Genomic DNA, 22,276 nt, shown 5'->3' on the forward strand with positions numbered 1-22,276 from the left:
GAGAACCATGAGAACCACCCGGCTTCGCCCGACCGGCGTCGAACGTGTGCTCGGCGACGACGAGCTGATCGTCACCAAGACCGACCCACGCGGCGTGCTGACCTACACCAACGACGTCTTCCTGCGGATGTCCGCGCTGCGCGAGGACGAGGCGCTGGGCCGGCCGCACAACATCATCCGGCACCCCGACATGCCGCGGGCGGTGTTCAAGCTGCTCTGGGAGACGCTGGAGCAGCGGCAGGAGGTCTTCGCGTACGTGGTCAACCTGGCGACCGACGGCGCGCACTACTGGGTGCTGGCGCACGTCACGCCGTCGCTGGACAGCCACGGCCGGCTGGTCGGCTACCACTCCAACCGGCGCCGGCCGGATCCGGCGCCGGTCGCCGCGATCGCCGCGATCTACGCGGAGCTGCGGGCCGAGGAGCGCCGGCACGACAACTCGCCGGCCGGGCTGGACGCCTCCTGGGCCCGACTGCGGGCCGTGCTGGCCGAGCGCGGTCAGACGTACGACGAGTTCTTCTGGGCGCTGACCAACGGCCCGGCGCGATGAGCCCCGACACGCTCCGGCTGATCACGGAGGTCTGCCGGCGTACCGCCGACGGCGACTTCGAGGCGCGGTTGCCCGACATCGGCGACTCGGCCGAGGAGGTGGCCGCCCGCCACGCGCTCAACGGGCTGCTGGACAGCATCGACTCGTTCGTCCGCGAGTCCGGGGCGGCGCTCGCCGCGGCCGCCGAGGGCCGCTTCCACCGGCGGTTCCTGACCCGGGGGATGCGCGGCGCCTTCCGCGACGCGGCGGCGCAGATCGGCCAGTCGACCGAGGCGATGCACCGCAACGCGGCGCGGCTGGACGAGGCCGCGCGCTCCCGGCTCGCCCTCGCCGACGAGCTGGAGAACGCCGTCCTCACCGTCTCCGAGCAGGTCGCGACGGCCGCCACGGAGATGGGCGCGTCGGCCAACGGACTCGCCGACTTCGCGCGGGAGGCCGTCAGCGAGGCCGAGCGGGGCGTCGAGACGGTGGGTTCGCTGCGCAGCGCCTCGGAGCAGATCCGCCGGGCCGTCGACCTGATCAACTCGGTGGCGTCGCAGACCCGGCTGCTGGCCCTCAACGCGACGATCGAGGCGGCCCGGGCCGGCGAGGCCGGCCGCGGCTTCAGCGTGGTCGCCGGCGAGGTCAAGAATCTGGCCAACGAGACCAGCGACTCCAGCGCGGAGATCCTGGGACAGGTCAACACGGTGCAGCAGGCGGCGGCGGACGCCGTGGGCGTGCTCGACGTGGTGACCGGCAGCATCCGGGAGATGAGCGGCCTGGTCAACGGCATCGCGGCCGCCGTCGACGGCCGGCACGACGCCGGTACGGCCGGACTCAGTCAACTGGCCGAGGTGCTGCGCAGCGAGGTGCACCGCTTCGTGACGCTGGCCCGGCAGAGTCAGTAGCTCTGGGCGTACAGCGCGTCGATCTCGGCGCGGCCGGGCAGGGAGTTGCTGGCGCCGACCTTGCGGACGCACGCCGCCCCGGCCGCGTTGGCCCAGCGCACCGCGTCCACCAGGTCCCGGCCCTCGCCCCAGGCCACCGCCAGCGCACCGGTGAAGGCGTCACCGGCCGCCGTGGTGTCCGCGACCTCCACCCGGCACGCCGGGATGCGCTCGTCGCGGCCGTCCCGGTCGGCGTACCGGGAGCCGGCGCCGCCCAGGGTCAACACGACCCGGGGCACCAGCGCCAGCAGGGCGGCCAGGTCCGGCTCGGCCGACCCGGTGATCGCGGTCGCCTCGCCCTCGTTGACCACCAGCAGGTCCACCGCCGCCAGCAGCTCCGGCGACAGCTCCCGCGCCGGGGCCGCGTTGAGGATCACCCGGGTGCCGCCGGCCCGCGCCGCCTGCGCCGCCGCCACCACCGTCTCCGCCGGGATCTCCTGCTGGCACAGCAGCACGTCGCCGGCCGCGATGACCGCCTCCTCGGCGGCGCTGAGCCCGGCGAAGGAGTTGTTGGCGCCCGGGCTCACGATGATCGAGTTCTCGCCCGCGCGGTCCACCATGATGACCGCGACGCCGGACGACCCGTAGCTGGTCCGGACGTTCTCGGTGTCCACCCCGGACGCGTTCAGCCGGGCCTTGATGGTGACGCCGAAGGCGTCGGACCCGATCGCGCCGAGCAGCACGCACGTCCCGCCCGCCCGGGCGGCGGCGATGGCCTGGTTGGCCCCCTTGCCGCCGGGCGTCATGACGAAGTCGTCGCCGAGCACGGTCTCGCCGGGCCGCGGCAGCCGGGGGGCGAGCCCGACGAGGTCCATGTTGGCGCTGCCGGCGACCACGATCCGGGGCGGGGAGTCGGCCATCGGATGCCTCAGGCCGCCCGGGCCATGTACCGGTCGCCGGAGCGCTGCACCTGCAACGGCAGCCCGAACGTCTTGGACAGGTTGCCGGCGGTCAGCGTCTCGCCGAGCAGCCCGGCCGCCACCACCGAGCCCTCGCGCAGCAGCATCGCGTGGGTGAAGCCCGGCGGGATCTCCTCGACGTGGTGGGTGACCAGCACCATCGCCGGCGCGTCGGGGTCCTCGGCCAGCTCGGTCAGCCGGCCGATCAGGTCCTCGCGGCCGCCCAGGTCCAGCCCGGCGGTGGGCTCGTCGAGCAGCATCAGCTCGGGGTCGGTCATCAGCGCCCGGGCGATCTGGGTGCGCTTGCGCTCCCCCTCCGACAGGGTGCCGAACTGGCGGTCGAGCAGCGCGCCCATGCCCAGCTGCTCGAGCAGCGCGCGGGCCCGGGCCTCGTCCTGCGGGTCGTAGCTCTCCCGCCAGCGGCCGACCACGGACCAGGCCGCGGTGACCACGACGTCGAGCACCCGCTCGGCCGGCGGCACCTGGTCGGCGAACTGCCCGGTGGTGAGCCCGATCCGGGTCCGCAGCTCGGTGACGTCCGTGCGCCCCAGCCGCTCGCCGAGGATCCAGGCGGTGCCGCGGGACGGGTGCAGGCGTCCGGACGCGAGATTGAGCAGGGTCGTCTTGCCGGCGCCGTTCGGGCCCAGGACGACCCATCTCTCGTCCAGCTCGACCTGCCAGGAGATGCCGCGCAGCAGGTGGTTGCCGCCGCGGATGACACTCACCCGGTCGAAGGAGATGACGGTGTCGTCGTCGGGTGGGGTGGGGGTCGCAGTCGCTGCCTCGAGCACGCAACCATCCAACCATGCAGCAGCCGCGGCCCCGGACGCCGTGCCCGGCCGCTCAGCCGGTGGTGGATCCGAACACCTCGTCGCGGACCGACTCGAGCGCGGTCAGCAGCGCACCGTTGAGGATGGGCTCCACGGCGACCTCGCTGATCACGACCCTCGGCGCGACGAGCGTGATCGCCGCGACCTCCTTCTCGACCCGCTCGGCCAGGGCCGGCCCGCCCGCCTGGCTGACCTCGCCGGCCAGCACCACGAGCGGCGGGTCCAGCACGACGCAGGTGGCCGCCACGCCCAGGGCCAGCCGGGCGCCCAGCTCGTCGAGCAGGGCCTCACCGGCCGGGCCGGCGGCGACGGCGGCCCGCACCACGTCGGCGGACTCGTCGCCGCCGAAGCCGTACTTCTTGCCGAGCGCCTTGGCCGCGTCGGAGGCCACGAGCGTCTGGAACGCGCCCTTGGCCCCGCGCTTGGTCACGTCCCGGGGGATCTCGGCGCCGGCGACCGGCAGGTACCCGATCTCGCCGGCGGCGCCGGTGCTGCCGTGGTGCAGCCGGCCGCCGATCACCGTGGCCAGGCCGACACCGCGGCCGACCCAGATCAGCACGAAGTCGTCGACGCCCTTGGCCGCGCCGTGGTGCTGCTCGGCGATGGCCACCAGGTTGACGTCGTTGCCGAAGACCACCGGCGTGCTCAGGTCCTTGCGCAGCTCGGCGAGCAGGCCGCGGTGCCAGCGGGGCAGGTCGAAGGCGAAGGAGACCTCGCTGGTCTGCGGGTCGACCAGACCCGGCGTGCCCAGCACCACCCGGCGCACGGAGGCCATGTCGGTGCCGCCCCGACCGGCCGCCTGGACGACGGCGCTGTGCACGGCGCGTACCGGATCGTCGCTGTCCCGGGTCGACTGCTCGCTGCGGCCGACCACCTCGCCGGTGATGTCCGCGCAGGCGGCGATCACCCGGTCCGGCAGCACCTCGACGCCGATGACGTGCGCGCTACCCGGAGTGACGGCGTAGAGCTGCGCGTTGGGCCCGCGGCCGCCGGCCTGCTCGCCGACCCGGCGCACCAGGCCCCGCTCCTCGAGCCGCTCGACCAGCTGCGAGGCGGTGACCTTGCTCAGGCCGGTCATCTCGCCGAGCTGGGCGCGGGTCAGCGGACCCTTGGCCAGCAGCAGCTCGAGCGCGGCCCGGTCGTTGAGCGCGCGCAGCAGTCGGGGCGTGCCCGGTAGGCGGGTGGCGGCCATAACTCGTCCCTCGGTATTCAGGATGGCTTCCTACAGCGGTGACCGGCACAGATCATGTAGCCGCAGCGTAACGGTCAGCGTGCAGACTGGTTGCGCCGCGGGCCCGATAGACATCTGACGATCATGCAGGCCGACCGGCCGGAACACCAGGTTCTCACCGAGGAAGGACACCATGGCGATCGACCCGGGACTCCGCCGCCTGGCCCTGCGCACGCTGCTCGCCGCGTTCGCGGGAACGACCGCTCCCGATTGGGCCGCGCGACTGCTGACCGAGGGGCTGGCCGGACACACCCTCTTCGGGACCAACATCGCGGAGCCGGCCCAGGTGGGCCTGCTGACGGCCGGGCTGCGCACGGTACGGCGGGACGTCCTGCTGGCGATCGACGAGGAGGGCGGTGACGTCACCCGGCTGGCGCACCGGACCGGCAGCCCGTACCCGGGCAACGCCGCCCTCGGCGCGGTCGACGACCCGGACCTGACCCGCACGGTCTACGCGGCCATCGGCGCCGACCTGGCCGCGGTGGGCATCAACCTCGACCTGGCCCCGACGGCCGACGTGAACACGGCCGACGACAACCCGATCATCGGCACCCGCTCGTTCGGCGCGGACCCGGCGCGGGTCGCCCGGCACACCGCGGCGGCGGTCGCGGGCCTGCAATCCACCGGCGTCGCGGCCTGCGCGAAACACTTCCCGGGCCACGGCGCCACGACGGCCGACTCGCACCGGGAACTGCCCACCGTGGACGCGAGCCCGGCGCGGCTGCGGCAACGCGACCTGCCCCCGTTCGCGGCGGCCATCGCGGCCGGGACCCAGGCGATCATGACCGCGCACATCCGGGTGCCCACCCTGACCGGCGCCGGCCCGGCCACCTTCAGCCCCGCGGCCCTGACCGGCCTGCTCCGCGGCGAGTACGGCTTCCGCGGCGCCGTGATCACGGACGCCCTGGAGATGAAGGGCGCCGCCCAGGCCGCGGGCGGCATCGGCGAGGCGGCGGTGCTGGCCCTCGCGGCCGGCGCCGACCTGCTCTGCATCGGCGCGCGGGTGAGCCCGGAGCTGGTCGAACGGGTCGCGGCGGAGATCGTCGCCGGGCTGGGCGACGGCCGGCTGACGCTGCGCCGGCTGGAGGAGGCGGCGGAGCGTACGGCGGCCCTGGCCGCGTGGACGCAGCGCCCGGTCACGCCGGCCGGGCACGACCCGGAGCTGGGCTACGCGGCGGCCCGCCGGGCGCTCCGGGTGGAGGGCTCGCCGGCCGGGCTGACCGACCCGCTGGTGGTCCAGCTGCAGGCGAGCCCGTCGATCGCGGAGGGCCGGGTGCCGTGGGGGCTCGGGCCACACCTGGACGGCACCGAGCAGGTGTCCGTGGTGGCCGCGGAGTCCTCGCCGGCGGGTCTGGCCGCGCGGGCCGGGTCCCGGCCGATCGTGGTGGTGGGCCGACACACCCATCGAGCCGAGGCCACGCGAACGCTCATCGAGACGCTCGCGGCGCGCCACGACGTGGCGGTGGTGGAGATGGGCTGGCCGGGCAGCTGGCGGCCGGCCGGGGTGCGAGCCTTCATCACCACGTACGGCGCGAGCCACGCCAACGGACGCGCCGCCGCCGAGGCCCTGGGGCTGACCGCGAAGAGCTGAGGCGGGCCGCTGTCTTCTGCCCCTCCTTCCTTGAACATGTTCAACTTTAGCTCTACGCTGACAATAGTTGAACGTGTTCAAGAGGGGCGGACGGTCATGGACCACAAGGTCTGGATGTACCTCGCGTACCTGGTCATCAGCGTCGCGCTGACAATCTGGGTGGCGACCACACTGTCCCGCAACGGGCTGGTCTTCCTGGAGGACGTCTTCGCCGACAGCCGCCTGGCCCGGGCGGTCAACCAGCTGCTGGTGATGGGGTTCTACCTGCTCAATCTGGGATTCGTGGCGGTGGCCATGCGGTCGGGCTCGCGGGTGCCGGATGCGGCCGGGGCGCTGGAGACGTTGTCCTACAAGATCGGGTTTGTGTTGTTGGTGCTCGGGGTGCTGCATGTGGGGAATGTGTTCTTCCTCGGGCGGTATCGGCGGGGGAGGTTGCGGCAGCTGCAGGGGGTGCCGCCGCTGCCGCCGGCCGGGAGGTTGCCGGGGTATCCGCAGGGTGGGGGAATGGGTCGGCCTGGTGGTCCGGGTGGTCCGGGTGGGCCCGGTGGGTGGGTCGGGCCGGGCACGGTCGGGCCGGGGACGGCGGGCCCGGGCATGGCAGGGCCTGGTGGGATGGTTTGGCCGGGCGCGGCGAGCCCAGGCGTCGCGAGCCCAGGCGTCGCGAGCCCAGGCGTCGCGCGCCCAGGCGTCGCGGGGCCCGGCACGGCAGGGCCCGGCACGGCGGGAGCGGGCGGGTTGGGCCCGGCAGGCCCAGCCGTCCCGAGGTCGGGCACGGCAGGGCCCGGCACGGCGGGCCCCGGCGGGACGAGCGGACCGGGCACGGCTGGATCCGGCGGGACCGGAGGGCCGGACCCAGCAGCATCCAGCGAAACGAGCCGACCGGGGACGGCCGGATCCAGTGGAACGAGCGGGCCGGGCACGGCGGGATCCGGCGGGAGGGGCGGTGCCGGCGGCGGGAGCGGGTCCGGCGGGGTGGCCCATCCGGGCGGGGCCGGGTCCGGCGGGGAGGCGGGGCCCGTTCCGCCGCCGTCCCCGGCATGACCGAGGCCACCGATCCGGCCGGTCACGGGGCCAGCCGGGTCGGGTACCTCACTGTTCTCTACGACCAGAGTTGTCCGCTCTGCCGGGCCGCGCACCGGTGGCTCGCCGGGCGCGCTCAGCTCGTACCACTGCATTTCGTGCCGGCCGGCTCGGCCGAGGCCCGGCAGCGCTTCCCCGGGCTGGACCATGCCGCGACGCTGCGGGAGCTGACCGTGATCACCGACGGTGGTCTGGTCTACGTGTCGGACGGGGCGTGGCTGGCCTGCCTGTGGGCGCTGGCGGACTACCGGGGGATGGCCGAGCGGCTGAGTTCGCCTCGGCTGCTGCCGACGGCGCGGCGCTTCATCGCCGCGGCCGCCGCCGTCCGGCGGTCTACACGATCGGAAGACTACGGTGGCGGGTGTGACGACCAGTGCCGCTGACTCCGCCGCCGACGAGCCCGGCGCCGGCTCGCCGGGGCTGCCGCTCGACCAGCCTCCCCACCGACCCGCCGCGGACGAGCGACCCGCCGCGAACGAGCGGGCCGCCGCGGACGAGCGGGCCGCCATCGACGAGCGGGCCGTCGCAGCGCGGGCCGCGGAAACGCCGGCCGCGAACACGCCGCCCGCGGACGAACAGACCGCAGACCAGCGAGCCACGGGCGTGCAGCCCGCGGACCAGGGAGCCACGGACCAGCAGGCCACGGGCGTGAAGGCCGCGGACCAACCGGCCACGAGCGTGCAGGCCACGGACGAGCAGGACATGAGCGTGGAGCTTGACGATCGGGTCGGGTCCGGAGCCTTGCCCGCTGTGACGGCCGGCAGCTCGAAGCCCGCCGCTTCGGGGAGCTCCGGGGCAGCGGGCGCCACCCAGGAACGAGCCGACAGCGGTGACGAGAAGCCGCGGCGCGCGCGGGGTGAGCAGACCCGGCAGCTGATTCTGGAGACCGCGTTGCGGCTGTTCCGGGAGCGCGGCTACACCGAGACCACGATGCGGGCCGTCGCCAAGGAGGCCGGGGTCGCAGTGGGGAACGCGTACTACTACTTCGACTCCAAGGAACACCTGATCCAGGGGTTCTACGACCGCAATCAGGCCGCGCACCGGGCCGCGGCCGAGGTGGTGCTGGCCACCGAGAAGGACTTCGCCGCGCGGCTCCGGGGGGTGCTGCACGCCGGGATCGACGTCAACCAGCCCTATCACTCGTTCGCGGCCACGTTCTTCAAGACCGCCGCGGAGCCGTCGTCGCCGCTGAGCCCGTTCTCTCGGGAGTCCTCGCCGGCGCGGGAGGCCGCCATCACGATCTTCCGCGACGTGGTCGACGGCTCCTCGGCCAAGCTCGACCCCGAGCTGCGCAAGGAGCTGCCCGAGCTGCTCTGGCTGGGCTGGATGGGCGTGGTGCTCTTCTGGGTCTACGACCGCTCCCCCGATCAGCGTCGCACCCGCCGCCTCATCGACGGTGTCGTGCCGCTGGTGGACCGGCTGGTGGGGCTCTCCCGGCTGCGGGTGCTCCGCCCGGCCCTGCGCCAGATCCTGGCCCTGCTGGAGATGATTCGCCGCGAGGACTGATTACGCTCGGTGTCCTGCCGTTGTATCACGGTGAGTTACCGAGGTGATGGCTCGGCGCGTCGCTCCTAGGTGGTTCTCGACCGCGAGGGCGGCAATAGCCGGATCTGTCGCCCAGGTTGGGCTGGCCGAACGGTCAAATCGCACACGCACCGCTTCCCTCGTGCGCTCGTCACCACGTAGCGTCACGTCTGCAGGTGGATCTGGGGATGCCGCAGGGCTTCGAACCTCGGGACCGGTTCGGAGAACCACCCTGCGGCACGGATGGTGGGCCGGGCGCCCCGTTGACTTCGGGAGCAGTCAACGGGCGAGGCGCCCGGCTCACACTGCCACCGGCTGGAAGCGGCGCAGGCGCAGGCTGTTCGCCACCACGAAGATCGAGCTCAGCGCCATCGCGGCGCCCGCGATCATCGGGTTGAGCAGGCCGGCCGCAGCGAGCGGCAGCGCGGCCACGTTGTATGCGAAGGCCCAGAACAGGTTGCCCCGGATGATGGTCACGGTGCGCCGCGCCAGCCGTACGGCGTCCACCGCCGCGCTCAGGTCGCCCCGCATCAGCGTCAGGTCGGACGCCTCGATCGCCACGTCGGTGCCCGCGCCCATCGCCACGCCCAGGTCGGCCTGGGCCAGCGCCGCCGCGTCGTTCACCCCGTCGCCCACCATCGCCACCGACCGTCCCCGCGCCTGCAGCTGCTTGACCACGTCGACCTTGCCGGCCGGCAGCACCCCGGCGATCACCTCGGTGATGCCGACCTCCGCCGCGACGGCCTCGGCCACCGCGGCCGCGTCGCCGGTGACCAGGACGGGCTCCAGGCCCAGCCCACGCAGCGCCCGCACAGCGGCGGCGCTGCTCGGGCGGACCGCGTCGGCCAGGGCCAGGCGACCCCGGACCGTGCCGTCGACCCGCACCTCGACCCACGTCTGCGCCGTGTCGCCCGCGCCGCGGACGATCTCCACCTCGGCGCCCTCCACCCGGCCGCGCACGCCGACCCCGGCCGTGGCCTGGAACGCGCTGACCGCGGGCAGCGGCCCGTGGGCGGCGGCAGCCCGGGCGATCGCCCGGCCCAGCGGGTGCTCCGAGGCCGCCTCGACGGCGCCGGCCAGCCGCAGCACCTCGTCGGCGTCCTCCCCCGGCTCCGGCACGACGGCCGAGAGGGTCATGACGCCGGTGGTCACCGTGCCCGTCTTGTCCAGCACGATGGTGTCCACCCGCCGGGTCGACTCCAGGGCCACCACGCCCCGGATCAGGATGCCCAGCTGCGCGCCCCGGCCCGTGCCGACCAGCAGGGCAGTCGGCGTGGCCAGGCCGAGAGCGCAGGGGCAGGCGATGATCAGCACGGCGACCGCGGCCGTGAACGCGGCGGTGCTCGACCCGCCGGTGCCGAGCCAGTAGCCCAGCGTCCCGGCGGCCAGGACGAGCACGACCGGCACGAAGACGCCGGAGATCCGGTCGGCCAGCCGCTGCACGGCCGCCTTGCCGTCCTGCGCCTCCTCGACGAGGCGGGCCATCTGCGCCAGCTGGGTGTCGGCGCCGACGCGGGTGGCGCGCACGACCAGGCGGCCGCCCGCGTTGACCGTGCCGCCGGTGACGGGGTCGCCCGCGGCCACCTCGACCGGCACCGACTCGCCGGTGAGCAAGCTCTGGTCCAGCGCGGACGAGCCGTCGGTGACCACCCCGTCGGTGGCGACCTTCTCCCCCGGACGTACCTGGAAGACGTCGTCCACCTGCAACTGCTCGACCGGGATCTCCCGGCCGTCGGCCAGGGTGACCGTCTTGGCGCCGAGCTCGAGCAGGGACCGCAACGCATCGCCGGCCCGCCGCTTGGCCCGGGCCTCGGCATAGCGGCCGGCCAGCAGGAAGGTCGTCACCCCGGCGGCGGCCTCCAGATAGATGGCGTCGCCGGCGGAGCCGGCCCGCAGCTCGAACGGGTGCGTCATCCCCGGCATGCCGGCGTCGCCGAGGAAGAGCGCCCACAGCGACCAGAGGAAGGCAGCCAGGGTGCCGATGGAGACGAGGGTGTCCATCGTGGCCGCGCCGTGCCGCAGGTTGACGAACGCCGAGCGGTGGAACGGCCAGCCGCCGTAGACGACGACGGGGGCGGCCAGCGTCAGCGAGAGCCACTGCCAGTAGTCGAACTGCCAGGCCGGAACCATGGCGAGCACGACGACCGGCACGCTGAGCGCCACGGAGACGAGCAGCCGGGTGCGCAGGGGATCAGCGCCCGGCACCGCGGCGGCCGGCTCGGCCTGCGGCTCCGCGGCGGTGTAGCCGGTCTTCTCGACGACGGCGATCAGGTCGGCGGCGGTGAGCCCGGCCGGCACGACGGCCCGCGCCTTCTCGGTGGCGTAGTTGACCGTCGCGGTGACCCCCTCGAGACGGTTGAGCTTCTTCTCGATGCGGTTGGCGCAGGCGGCACAGGTCATGCCACCGATTTCCAGCTCGATCTGCCGCGTCATGCCACCACCTTATACCCCTCGGGGGTACCTCGTCCGGCGCGAGACCTGTGTCGGCCGCCACCGTTCGTGCGTCATGCGAAGAGCCTGCCGCATTCGCCGGCCGGGTGGGCAGCCCTGTGGACAACGCCGGGGCTGTGGATAACTAGCGGCGGGCGAGGAGGGCTTCCGTACCGTTGATGAGGACGGCGAGGCCGTGTTCGAAGACCTCGTCGCCGATCGGGCTGCCGGCCCGCAGGGCCGCGGCCAGGGTCGGCAGGTCGCCGAGGTCCGAGGGTGCACCGCCGGGTCCGGCGGCGGACACCGCCTGCTCCTGCAGGACGTGCCCGTTGATGTAGTGGCTCACCGCAGCGATCGTGCGCAACGCCTGAACGGGGGTGAAACCACGCTCCACCATCGCCGCCAGCTCCCGCTCGAAGTGCCGGACCGCATCGCCGCCGCGCACGGCGCCGGCGACCACCCGGGCCCCGTCGCGGCTGGCGAGCAGGGACGCCCGGTACGACCGGGCGCGCCGGGCCAGCCACTCCTGCCACGGCTCGCCGGGGCGGGGCGGCCCCATCCCGGCGCGCAGGATGATCGCGTTCGCCATGCCGTCGAGCAGCTCCTGCTTGGTGCGGATGTGCCAGTACAGCGCCGGGGACTGGACGCCCAGTTCGGACGCGAGCCGGCGCACGGTCAGCCCGTCCAGGCCGACCTCGTCGAGCAGGCGTAACGCCGCCTCGATCAGCACGTCCCGCGTCAGGCCCTTCACGGGCCTACCTTAGCAGTGCTAAGTTCGCCTTAGCGGTGCTAAGGAGGCGCTCATGAGGGTGATGACAGCGGACGGCACGGAGGCGGAGGCGGCGGAGGAGGGGATCGGCACGCCCATCCTGGTGATCCACGGCGGCATGGGAGATCCCACGGTCTGGCAGCCGGTCACGGAGCTGCTGCACGACCGCTTCCGGACGGTACGGCTCCATCGCCGCCAGTACCGGATGGACCTGCCGCGGCCGGTGAGCATGGCCGACGAGGTCGGGCACGTGACGGCGATCGCCGGCCAGCTGGACCGGCCGGTGCTGGTCGGGCACTCGTCCGGCGCGGTGCTGGCGCTGGAGGCGCTGGTGGCGGAGCCCGAGGCGTACGCGGGCGCGGTGCTCTACGAACCGCCGTTGGTGATCGACGCCCCGCTCAGCGCCGACCGGCTCGCGGCGGCCCGGGCGGCGCTCGCCCGGGACAAGCCGGGCAGGGCATTGTCGATCTTCATGCGTGACGTGGTCGGGATGTCGGCCGTGCCGGCCTGGCTGGTGGGATCGTTCATCGGACGGCACCCGGAGTACCGGCGGCGGGTGGTGCGGCAGCTGGACGACAACGATGCGATCGACGCGCTGGGGGTCCGGCTGGCGGCGTACGCGCGGCTGGAGATGCCGATCCTGTTGCTCGGCGGCGACCGGTCGCCGCGCCATCTGACGGAACGGCTGGACGCGCTGGAGCGGGCCCTGCCCCGGACGCGCCGGGTGCTGATGCACGGCCAGGGCCACAACGCCGAGCGGCGGGCGCCGCAGCGGGTGGCCCGGGCCATCGCCGCCTTCATCGACGAGGAGATCGCGCCCCGCTGACCGGCGGAAGAGGCCGGCCGACCACGCCGACCAGCCCCGACGGCCTCCGGACAAGCGAACCGCGCCCGCCCCGGTCGGGTCGGGCGCGGTCGCCGCTCACCCCGCCGACGAGGTCTTGACCAGCGTACGGATCTGCCGGAGCAGCACCGACAACGCCGCCAGATCCGCCGGGGTCTCCTCCACGTTGCCCATCGCGTTTCCGGTGCGGGCCATCGAGGCCGCGTTCACCTGCTCCCACTCCGCCAGACGGTCCTCCGGCGAGGCCGACTCCGGGGTCGACTGCAGCACCTCCGCGGTCAGGCCGGCCAGCGCCGCGTACAGGTCGTAGCGCAGCGCCATCCGGGCCAGGGTCTGCCAGCGGTCGCCGCGCGGGAGGCGGGAGATGTGCGAGAGCAGCAGGTCGATCTGGAAGCGTTCCGAGATCACGAAGTAGACCTTGGCCACCTCGGTCATGTCGTGGCCGGTGGCCCGGGCCGTCTCCAGGATGTCGAGCAGGCCGAAGCCGTACACCACCCGGGAGACCGCCTCGGCGAGCGGCTCCGGGATGCCGCGTTCGGTCAGCGTGGTCACGTGGTTCTCCTGGGAGCGGCGTTCCACCCCGAGGACCACGGTCGGGAGCTGGGCCAGCAGCGCCTCGATGCCCGGGCGCAGCCGGGCGATCTCGCCCGCCACGTCGATCGGCGAGCGGCGGTTGCTGACCAGCCAGCGGACCGCGCGGTCGAGCAGCCGCCGGGTCTCCAGGTAGACCAGCGTCTGAGCCGAGGTGGGCGCATTGTTGTCGAGCTCCTCCGCGGCGGACCACAGGGCGGGCAGGCCGTAGACGTCGCGGATCACGACGTACGCCCGGATCACGTCCGCCGCCGAGGCCCCGCTCTCCTCCATCGCCCGGAACACGAACGACGTGCCGCCGCGGTTGACCACCTCGTTGACCAGGGCCGTGGAGATGATCTCGCGGCGCAGCCGGTGGCCGGCCATCCGGGCCGCGTAACGCTCGCGCAGCGGGGTGGGGAAGTACCGGGCCAGGACGTCGTTGGTCCACGCCTCGTCGACCAGCACGTCGGCGAGGACCTGGCGTTCGAGCGAGATCTTCACGTACGCCAGCAGCACCGCGAATTCCGGCGCGGTGAGCCCCTCCCCGGCCTCGTGGCGGGCGGCCAGCTCCTTGTCGCTCGGCAGCGCCTCCAGCTCGCGGTTGAGCTGACCCGACTGCTCCAGCGTGGTGAGCATCCGGCGGTGCACCGGCAGCAGCGAGTGGGCCTGCGACCGGGCGTTGCCCAGCGCGGTGGCCTGCTCGTAGTTGTCCCGCAGGACCAGCGCCGCGACCTCGTCGGTCATCGCCGCCAGCAGCTCGTCGCGGTCGGGCAGGGTCAGCTCGCCGTCGGTCACCGCCCCGCCGAGCAGGATCTTGATGTTCACCTCGTGGTCGGAGCAGTCCACCCCGGCCGTGTTGTCGATGAAGTCGGTGAAGATCCGGCCGCCCCGGGCGGTCCCGCTCTCGTCCGGCGGCCCGCCGGCGCGGGCGTACTCGATCCGGCCGCGCTGGGTCAGGCCGAGGTTGCCGCCCTCGCCGACCACCCGGGCGCGGACCTCGTGGCCGTTGATCCGGATCGGGTCGTTGGCCTTGTCGCCGACGTCGGCGTGGGTCTCGACGCTGGCCTTGACGTAGGTGCCGATGCCGCCGTTGAACAGCAGGTCGACGGGCGCGGCCAGGATGGCCCGCATGAGGTCGGTGGGGCTCACCGCCGCCTCGTCGCCCAGCGCGAGCGCCGCGCGGACCTGCGGCGTGACCGGGATGGACTTCGCCGTCCGGGGGAAGACGCCGCCGCCCGCGCTGATCAGCGCGGCGTCGTAGTCGGCCCACGAGGAACGCGGCAGGTCGAACAAGCGGCGGCGCTCGGCGTACGACGTCGCGGCGTCCGGCTCCGGGTCGAGGAAGATGTGCCGGTGGTCGAACGCGGCCACCAGCCGGATGTGCTCGCTGAGCAGCATCCCGTTGCCGAAGACGTCGCCGGACATGTCGCCGACGCCGACCGCGGTGAAGTCCTGCGACTGGGTGTCCAGGCCCAGGTCGCGGAAGTGCTTCTTGACCGACTCCCACGCCCCTCGGGCGGTGATGCCCATCTTCTTGTGGTCGTAGCCGGCCGACCCGCCCGAGGCGAACGCGTCGCCGAGCCAGAAGTCCTTGCTCACCGAGATCTCGTTGGCGATGTCGGAGAACGTGGCCGTGCCCTTGTCCGCCGCCACCACCAGGTACGGGTCGTCGCCGTCGTGGCGCACCACGTCCACCGGCGGCACGATCTTGCCGCTGTGGATGTTGTCGGTGACGTCCAGCAGCGCGCCGATGAACAGCCGGTAGCAGGCGACGGCCTCGTCCCGGTCGCCCGGCTTCTGCTTGAGCACGAAGCCGCCCTTGGCGCCGACCGGCACGATCACCGCGTTCTTCACCATCTGCGCCTTGACCAGGCCGAGGACCTCCGTGCGGAAGTCCTCGCGCCGGTCCGACCAGCGCAGGCCGCCGCGGGCGACCGCGCCGAAGCGCAGGTGCACGCCCTCGAACCGCGGCGAGTACACGAAGATCTCGTACTTCGGCCGGGGCGCCGGCAGGTCCGGGATGGCCTGCGGGTCGAGCTTGAAGGCCACGTACGACTTCGGGCGCGAGTCGGCGCCGCGCTGGAAGAAGCTCGTGCGCAGGGTGGCCTGGATCAGCGTCAGGTAGGAACGCAGGATGCGGTCCTGGTCGAGGCTGTCGACGTCGTCCAGCAGCGTGGTGATCTGGTCGGCCAGCTCGCCGCCGCGGCGCTCGCGCTCCTCCTCGCCCAGCTCCAGCCGCGGCGAGAATCGCGCCTCGAACAGCTGCACCAGCAGGCGGGCGATCTCCGGGTACGCGATGAAGGTCGACTCGACGTAGCGCTGGGAGAACACGTTGCCGGTCTGCCGCTGGTATTTCGCGTACGCCCGCAGCACCACCACCTGCCGCCAGGTCAGCCCGGCGCGCAGCACCAGCTCGTTGAAGCCGTCCACCTCGGCCTCGCCCCGCCACGCGGCGGCGAAGGCGTTCTCCACCTGCGGCCGCACCTCGGACAGCTCCCGGTGCGCGGCCGGCGGCAGCAGGCCGAAGTCGTACAGGTAGACGGTGCCGTCGGGGCGGCGGACCTCGTACGGCCGCTCGTCGACGACCTGGGCGCCCAGCGAGTGCAGCACCGGCAGGACGGCGGAGAGCATCATCGGCTCGCCGTACCGGAAGACCTTGAAGCGCACGTCGGCGTCGTCCGGCTCGGTGGCGCCGTCGCGGGTGACGTGACGCTTGCGGTACAGGTGCATCTCGAGCTGGCCGGTCTCCTCCAGCAGCTCCAGCTTGGCGATGTCCTGCACCGCCTCGTACGGCGTGTGGCCGTCCTTGTAGCTGTCCGGGAACGCCGCGGCGTACCGGCCGAACAGGTCCTTGGCCGGCTCCTCGCCCAGCTTGCGCTCGAGCACCAGGGAGAAGTCGTCGTCCCACATCCGGGTCGCGTCGGCCAGCATCTCGGCCAGCACGTTCGGATCCACCGCGCCCGGCGGGTCGGCCGGGTCGGTACGCACGATGAAGTGCACCCGCGCGAGCATCCGCTCGGTCACCCGGGTGGTGTAGTCGACGCCGATGCCGTTCAGCTCGCGCAGCAGGATCTCCTGCATGGCCTGGCGGTTGCTGGTGGTGAAGCGGTCCCGGGGCAGGTAGATCAGGCACGAGATGAAGCGGCCGTACCCGTCGCGGCGCAGGAACAGCCGCAGCTGCCGGCGGCCGGCCATCCGCAGCACGCCGACGACCGCCTCGTACAGGTCATCGGTCTTGATCTGGAAGAGCTCGTCCCGCGGGTAGGTCTCGAGGATCTGCAGCAGGTCCTTGCCGGAGTGCCCGCGCGGCGAGAGCCCGGAGCGGTCCAGCACCTCCATCACCTTGCGGCGCACCACCGGCAGCTCCCGCACGCTGGTGCGATAGGCGGAGCTGGAGAACAGGCCCAGGAAGCGCCGCTCGCCGACGACCTCGCCGGCGTCGTTGAAGACCTTGACGCCGATGTAGTCCAGGTAGGCCGAGCGGTGCACGGTGGCCCGGGAGTTGGCCTTGGTGATCACCAGCAGCCGCTTCTCCAGGGCGCGGCGGTGCGCCTCCGGCGCCATCGAGGACAGCTTGCGCGGGGTGCTGCTGTCGCCGCGGAGGATGCCCAGCCCGGTGCCCGGTACGACGTTGAGCACGTCGCCGTCCAGGTGGTACTCCCGGTAGCCGAGGAAGGTGAAGTGGTCGTGCGAGAGCCACTTGAGCAGCTCGATGGAGTCGGTGACGTCCTTGTCCGGCACCGGCAGCTTGCGCTCGGAGCCGCGCGCCGCGGCCAGCTCGTCGGCGATGACCACCGCGCGCTGGCGCATCCGCGGCCAGTCCTCGACGGCGACGCGCACGTCGGTCAGCACCCGGCACAGCTCCTGGCGCAGCTGGTCGCGGGCGGCGGCGTTGCGCACCGGGTCGATCTCGACCCGGATCCAGCTCTCCACCAGGTCGCCGTCGATCGCGTCGTCCGGCTCGACGTCGGCCTCGAGCTGGGTCAGCTCGCCGGCCGGCCCGCGCCGCACCACGATCAGCGGGTGCACCAGCAGGTGGACGTCGAGCTGGTGCGCGACGAGCAGGGCGGTGACCGAGTCGACCAGGAAGGGCATGTCGTCGGTGACGATCGACAGCACGGTGTGCGGCTGCTGTTCGGTCGGGGCGCTGATGTCCAGCCGCAGCTCGCCGGGCAGCCGGGTGCCGGCGAGCTCGCGGTGGGCCAGCGCTGCCGCATGCATCTCGGCCGGCGTGTAGCCGACCAACTCCTCGTCGGGCGCGAACCGCCAGAAGCGGCCGACCAGCGACGCGGCGGTGTGGTCCTGACCAGCCAGCTCCACGGCCAGCGCCACCAGGCGCTCGGCGTTGGGCAGCGGCTCGTCGAGCTCGTCGTCGGACGTGCCCAGCCGGCCCGTCAGGGCCAGCCCGGGACCGGGCCCGAAATCCAGCTCGGGATCGGATTCGATCGCTGCCTCATCGGCGACGGCCATGACCTCAGGGCTCCCCTCACCCACGACATTGTGGGTTCGACGTGTCGGCCATCAGCCTAGAGCCTGCCTCTGACAGCGCGCGGCTCACCCGGGGTGCGCGGACGAGATCCGACACCCGAATTTGACACATCTCACCCACCATGGGTCAACGGGGCTGGGCGACTCCGGTTACCGTTCCGTAGGTTTTGCTGGTGAGGTGGAGGGAAGGTGGCGTCATGCGCCGAAGCGGACGTACGGTGCGGGCCATGGCCGTCATGGCCGGCCTGCTGCTGCTCACCGGCGGGGTGGCCGCCTGTTCGAGCTCGGACGGTCCGGGTCAGACCCTCGACGCCTTCCTCAAGGGCTGGCGCAACGGCGACCTGAGCAAGACCGGCTTCGTCACCCCGGACGGCGCCAAGATCTCCGCGAACGACGTCTTCGCCCAGCTCCAGGGGCTGACCGGCGAGCTGAAGAAGTCCTCGCTGCTGGTCTCGGCGCTGGCCAAGCCCAAGGAGACCGGCGAGATCGCCTCGGCCCCGGTCAAGCTGGACTGGACGCTGCCGGGCGGCACCCCCTGGTCGTACCAGAGCACCGTGCGGCTCACCAAGCGTGACGCGGACGGCTGGCGGGTGATCTGGGAGCCGGCCGTCGTGCACACCGAGCTGACCGCCGGCGACCGGCTCGAGCTGCGCCGCAAGAGCGCCGACCGGGCGGACGTGCTCGGCGGGGACGGCAAGCCGATCGTCACCCAGCGGCCGGTCGTCACGGTCGGCGTGACCCCGGCGAAGATCACCGACCAGGCCGCGCTGTTCAAGGAGCTCGGCAAGATCTTCAAGTCGATCGCCGTGGACGTGGACCTCAAGGCCATCGGGGAACGGGTCAAGAACGCCACCGACGACGGCGCGTTCATCGACATCGTCACGCTGCGGCGCCCGGACTACGACAAGATCCGCGATCGGGTACGCGCCCTCGACGGCACCGTCTTCGCGGAGGGCCAGCGCGAGCTGGCGCCCACCCGGCCGTTCGCCCGGGCCCTGCTCGGCCTCGTCGAGCCGGCGACCCGCGAGGACCTCGACGCCAACCCGGAGGCGCTCCAGCAGAAGGACCAGGTCGGGCACGGCGGCCTGCAGCAGCGGTACGACGTCCAGCTGCGCGGCACGCCCGGGCAGTCCGTGGTGATCGCCCGCAAGACCCCGGACGACCAGGTCGAGGACTCCCAGCTGTTCAGCACCGAGCCGGTCGCCGGCAAGCCGATCCGGACGACGCTGGACGTCGCCACCCAGAACGCGGCCGACACCGCGGTGGCGGCCGAGAAGCAGCCCAGCGCGTTGGTGGCCATCCGGATCAGCGACTCCGCCGTGCTCGCGGTGGCCAACGGCCCGGAGGGCGCCGGCGTCAACACCGCGATGACCGGTCAGGTGCCGCCCGGCTCGACCTTCAAGATGGTGTCGACGCTGGGCCTGCTGGACAAGAAGGCGGTCACCCTGGACGGCCGGGTGGACTGCCCGAAGACCAAGAAGGTCGACGGCCGCCCGTTCAAGAACTCGCACGACATGGAGCTCGGCTCGGTGCCGTTCCGCACCGACTTCGCCAAGTCGTGCAACACCGCGTTCGTCAACCTCGCCCCGAAGCTGGGCGCCGACGGCCTGCGGGACGCCTCGGCCAAGCTGGGCCTGGGCGGCCAGTGGGACCTCGGCGCGGACGCGTTCACCGGCAAGATCTCCCCGGCCGACAGCCCCACCGAACTGGCGGCGGCGACCTTCGGCCAGGGCGCGACGGCGGTCAGCCCGCTGGCCATGGCCGGCGCCACCGCGGCGGTCGCCCGCGGCCGGTTCGTCCAGCCCCGGCTGGTGACCGAGCCGGCGCCGGCGGCCCCGGCGGCCGACGGCCCCGAGCTGGCCGAGTCGTCGGTCCAGCCGCTGCGCACGATGATGCGCGAGGTGGTGACCAAGGGCACGGCCACGGACCTGGCGGACGTGCCGGGCAAGCCGGTGTCGGGCAAGACGGGTACGGCGGAGTTCAAGGACGGCGCGGAGGAGACGCACGCCTGGTTCGTGGGCTGGCAGGGCGACATCGCGTTCGCGGTCATGGTGGAGAAGGGCGGGGCCGGCGCCGAGGCGGCCGTGCCGATCGCGGCGCGGTTCCTGACCGCACTCAACAAGTAGCCGCCGGTCGGGTCAGCCGGCGTCGGCCGGCTGACCCGGGCCGACCTCGAAGGCCGGACGCTGCGCCGGAAGCGTGAAGTCATCGATGGTCCGGGGACGCAGCATGCCCGGCATGGTCGCCGGCAGCGGCTTGGAGTCCAGCAGGGGCGCCGACCCGAGCGGCCGCATGGGCCCCGGCACGGTGACGGGGTGGTCCCGGGCGGAGTCGTCGGGGTCGGTCTCCGCATCCGCCTCGGGTGCGGGGTCGGGAACGTCGGCCTCGGCCGTTTCCGTGGTGGTGTCGTCGGCTGGCCCGGTGGGGTGGTCCTCGACGGGCTCGCGGTCGTCGTCGGGGTTGGGTCCCGCGGCCTCGACCGATGCGGGCACGCTGTCGGCAGGCACGCCATCGGCGGGCACGCCATCGTCGGGCACGCCGTCGGCTTCCAGCTCACCATCGGTGGCCGGCTCAGCGTCCGAGGCGGGCTCAAAGTCCGAGGCCGGCTCAAAGTCCGACGCCGGCTCAGTGTCCGAGGCCGGCTCAGCCCGCGGATGGGCGTCGGCGTGTTCGACGGGGTCCGGATCTGCGATCAACTCGTGGCCGGGTCGCTCGAAGACCGGGTCCGGCTCATCGGCGCCGCGATCCCCGGCCGAGGCGAGGACAGCATCCGTCACGGCTTCGGCACGATCCCTGGAATCGCCCGAGTCGCCCAACGCCACCGGGTCGGCGGAATCGCGCAAATCGGCAGGATGGGCGCGGTCGGCCGGGTCGCTCGGGTCGGCAGAATCACTCGGGTCAGCCGGGTCGCCCGGATCGGCAGGATCGCTCGGGTCAGCCGGGTCGCTCGGTTCGGCAGGATCGGCCGGGTCAGCCAGATTGGCGAGGTCACCTGAATCGGCCGGGTCACCCGGATCGACGGGATCGCGGGGGTCGTCCCAATCTAGGGAATCGCGTAGTTCACCCGGTTCAGCGAGGCCGCCCAGATCAACGGAATCGCGCCAGTCGCCCGGATCGGCCGAATCACCCGGATCAGCCAGGCCACCCAGATCAACCGAATCGCGCCGCCCGCCCGGATCGACCGCGTCCCCGCCGGCGAAAGAATCAACCCCGTCGACGACATCCACCGGACCGGCGGGATCAGCCGGCTCGGCGGGATCAGCCGGACCGGCCCAGCCGAAGGCATCAGCGCCGGGCGAGTCATCCCGAATCCGACCAGCACCACCCCCGCCAACCACCTCCGACCGACGCGAGAAGGCCTCGAACTCCGCCCGATCGCGCACCGCACCCCCGGCCGCGACCCCCTCGACCTCACCGCCGCCCCCCGCGACCCCGGGCACCGTGATCTTCGACGCCGCGGACTGCCCAGCGTCTCCCCCGGCAGCCGGCTCGACGCCGGGAACAGACCCGGAACCGGCGGAAGGCGCCGGCACACCCGCCGGCACGCCGCGCTGACCGGGCGCGAGCCGTCCCGGGCCCGCCAGGTCCCGGCGCGCCGCCACCAGGTCGGGCCGGGCGTCGACCAGCTGCGCCGGCTTCAGTCCCGCCACGATCGCCGAGGTGATCTCCTCGGCGTACTGGCCGTCGGGGTCGTAGTCGGGGTCGAAGACGGTGATCTCCACGCCCAGGCAGTGCGGCGACCCGACCAGCCCGGCCAGCAGGATCTCCAGCTCCGGGAAGGCGATGCCGCCCGGCTCCGGCGCGTCCACCGCCGGCATGACCGCCGGGTCCAGCACGTCCACGTCGATGTGCACCCAGTAGCCCGCGCAGTCGACGAGCTGGTCGCGGGCCCACTGGGCGCTGCGGGCGGCGCCCTCCACGCGCAGGGTGGGCACCGGGCGCGTGACGATGCCCGCCGCCTGCAGGTCGAGCCGGTATTCGTCCTGGGCGCGGATGCCCATCACCACCACGTCGATGTCGCGGTAGTACGGTCGCCGGCCCTCCATCGCCGCCAGGTCGGTCTGCCCCCGGCCGGTGACCAGCGCCAGGTCCTCGCCGGCCGCCGCGCCCACGTACGACGCGTTGCCGGGGTGGCGGAAGTCGGAGTGCCCGTCCACGAAGACCAGGCCGATCCGGCCGCCGACCGCCTCGCCCAGGCGGTGCATGGCCAGCGCCGAGCCGAGCACGATGGAGCAGTCGCCCCCCAGGACCACCGGGAACTCGCCCTGGTCGAGGATGGCGCCGATGCGGTCGGCCAGCTTGCGGGAGTACGCCGAGATCTCCGGCGCGTGGCACACCCCGTCGCCCGGCCGCCAGTCGCCCGGGTCGTACCGGGGCGGGGTCAGGCAGCCGGCATCGCGGGCGTTGAGCCGGCGCAGCAGGCCGTGGTCGCGGAGGGCTCCGGGCGCTTTGGCGCAGCCCGGCACCGACGTCGCCGTCGGCGGGCGCAGGCCGAGGTTGGACGGTGCGTCGAGCACGGCGATGCGGCGCATGGAGCCCCC

General features: G+C 73.3%; 13 protein-coding genes and 2 pseudogenes. 7 read left to right on the forward strand and 8 right to left on the reverse strand.

What is annotated here, in order from left to right:
* The first annotated feature begins 7 nt into the window (after positions 1–7).
* Together Ani05nite_RS32845 and Ani05nite_RS32850 are read left to right on the forward strand one after the other, a co-directional pair.
* Complete coding sequence (locus Ani05nite_RS32845; RefSeq protein ID WP_203774829.1) at positions 8–550, forward strand: PAS domain-containing protein; 543 nt, start codon at positions 8–10, stop codon at positions 548–550.
* Entirely contained in the window at positions 547–1,437 is an 891-nt protein-coding gene (locus Ani05nite_RS32850; RefSeq protein ID WP_203774830.1) for a methyl-accepting chemotaxis protein, read from the forward strand. The genes Ani05nite_RS32845 and Ani05nite_RS32850 overlap by 4 nt, the downstream gene beginning before the upstream one ends.
* Here Ani05nite_RS32850 and Ani05nite_RS32855 read toward each other — a convergent pair.
* Genes Ani05nite_RS32855 through Ani05nite_RS32865 form a run of 3 tightly spaced genes read right to left on the reverse strand, consistent with a single transcriptional unit; the run spans position 1,431 to position 4,397 of the window.
* Positions 1,431–2,336, reverse strand: a complete 906-nt coding sequence (locus Ani05nite_RS32855) for a ribokinase (protein WP_203774831.1) — start codon at positions 2,334–2,336, stop codon at positions 1,431–1,433. The genes Ani05nite_RS32850 and Ani05nite_RS32855 overlap by 7 nt on opposite strands.
* A gap of 8 nt (positions 2,337–2,344) precedes the next feature.
* A complete protein-coding gene (locus Ani05nite_RS32860) occupies positions 2,345–3,166 on the reverse strand; it encodes an ABC transporter ATP-binding protein (RefSeq protein ID WP_377881531.1) in 822 nt (273 codons plus the stop codon).
* Positions 3,167–3,218: 52 nt separating this feature from the next.
* A complete protein-coding gene (locus Ani05nite_RS32865) occupies positions 3,219–4,397 on the reverse strand; it encodes an ROK family transcriptional regulator (RefSeq protein WP_203774833.1) in 1,179 nt (392 codons plus the stop codon).
* A 172-nt stretch (positions 4,398–4,569) separates the two neighbouring features.
* Between Ani05nite_RS32865 and Ani05nite_RS32870 the strand changes: the two genes are divergently transcribed.
* The 3 genes from Ani05nite_RS32870 to Ani05nite_RS41515 all read left to right on the forward strand — a co-directional run bounded on the left by Ani05nite_RS32870 (position 4,570) and on the right by Ani05nite_RS41515 (position 8,613).
* Complete coding sequence (locus Ani05nite_RS32870) at positions 4,570–6,027, forward strand: glycoside hydrolase family 3 N-terminal domain-containing protein (protein ID WP_203774835.1); 1,458 nt, start codon at positions 4,570–4,572, stop codon at positions 6,025–6,027.
* Between the two features lie 1,037 nt (positions 6,028–7,064).
* Positions 7,065–7,490, forward strand: a complete 426-nt coding sequence (locus tag Ani05nite_RS32875; RefSeq protein WP_203774836.1) for a thiol-disulfide oxidoreductase DCC family protein — start codon at positions 7,065–7,067, stop codon at positions 7,488–7,490.
* Positions 7,471–8,613 carry a TetR/AcrR family transcriptional regulator gene (locus Ani05nite_RS41515; protein ID WP_239130873.1) on the forward strand — a complete coding sequence of 381 codons (1,143 nt, stop codon included), beginning with the start codon at positions 7,471–7,473 and terminating at the stop codon, positions 8,611–8,613. Before Ani05nite_RS32875 ends, Ani05nite_RS41515 begins: the two co-directional genes overlap by 20 nt.
* Before the next feature lie 318 nt (positions 8,614–8,931).
* Here the strand turns inward: Ani05nite_RS41515 and Ani05nite_RS32885 are convergent, their stop codons facing one another.
* Both Ani05nite_RS32885 and Ani05nite_RS32890 read right to left on the reverse strand, forming a co-directional pair.
* Positions 8,932–11,064: a heavy metal translocating P-type ATPase gene (locus Ani05nite_RS32885; protein WP_203774837.1), complete on the reverse strand. Its 2,133-nt coding sequence runs from the start codon at positions 11,062–11,064 to the stop codon at positions 8,932–8,934.
* Between the two features lie 142 nt (positions 11,065–11,206).
* Positions 11,207–11,812 (reverse strand): TetR/AcrR family transcriptional regulator C-terminal domain-containing protein, encoded by a 606-nt coding sequence (locus tag Ani05nite_RS32890; protein ID WP_203774838.1) that lies wholly within the window; start codon positions 11,810–11,812, stop codon positions 11,207–11,209.
* A gap of 52 nt (positions 11,813–11,864) precedes the next feature.
* On the opposite strand from Ani05nite_RS32890, the gene Ani05nite_RS32895 reads away from it, so the two are divergent.
* Positions 11,865–12,656 (forward strand): alpha/beta fold hydrolase, encoded by a 792-nt coding sequence (locus Ani05nite_RS32895; protein WP_203774839.1) that lies wholly within the window; start codon positions 11,865–11,867, stop codon positions 12,654–12,656.
* A gap of 96 nt (positions 12,657–12,752) precedes the next feature.
* Here the strand turns inward: Ani05nite_RS32895 and Ani05nite_RS42460 are convergent, their stop codons facing one another.
* Positions 12,753–13,991, reverse strand: coding sequence for an NAD-glutamate dehydrogenase (locus Ani05nite_RS42460; RefSeq protein WP_377897458.1), 1,239 nt, complete (start codon positions 13,989–13,991; stop codon positions 12,753–12,755).
* Positions 13,989–17,717 (reverse strand): annotated as a pseudogene (locus Ani05nite_RS32900) (NAD-glutamate dehydrogenase); the annotation flags it as partial. The gene Ani05nite_RS42460 and the pseudogene Ani05nite_RS32900, both read right to left, overlap by 3 nt.
* A 215-nt stretch (positions 17,718–17,932) precedes the next feature.
* On the opposite strand from Ani05nite_RS32900, the gene Ani05nite_RS32905 reads away from it, so the two are divergent.
* Positions 17,933–19,861: a penicillin-binding transpeptidase domain-containing protein gene (locus tag Ani05nite_RS32905; RefSeq protein WP_203774841.1), complete on the forward strand. Its 1,929-nt coding sequence runs from the start codon at positions 17,933–17,935 to the stop codon at positions 19,859–19,861.
* A gap of 1,338 nt (positions 19,862–21,199) precedes the next feature.
* On the opposite strand, the pseudogene Ani05nite_RS32910 reads toward Ani05nite_RS32905, so the two are convergent.
* Positions 21,200–22,267 (reverse strand): annotated as a pseudogene (locus tag Ani05nite_RS32910) (arginase family protein); the annotation flags it as partial.
* Positions 22,268–22,276 lie beyond the last annotated feature (9 nt).

The sequence above is a fragment of the Actinoplanes nipponensis genome (assembly GCF_016862275.1).
Taxonomy (GTDB): domain Bacteria; phylum Actinomycetota; class Actinomycetes; order Mycobacteriales; family Micromonosporaceae; genus Actinoplanes; species Actinoplanes nipponensis.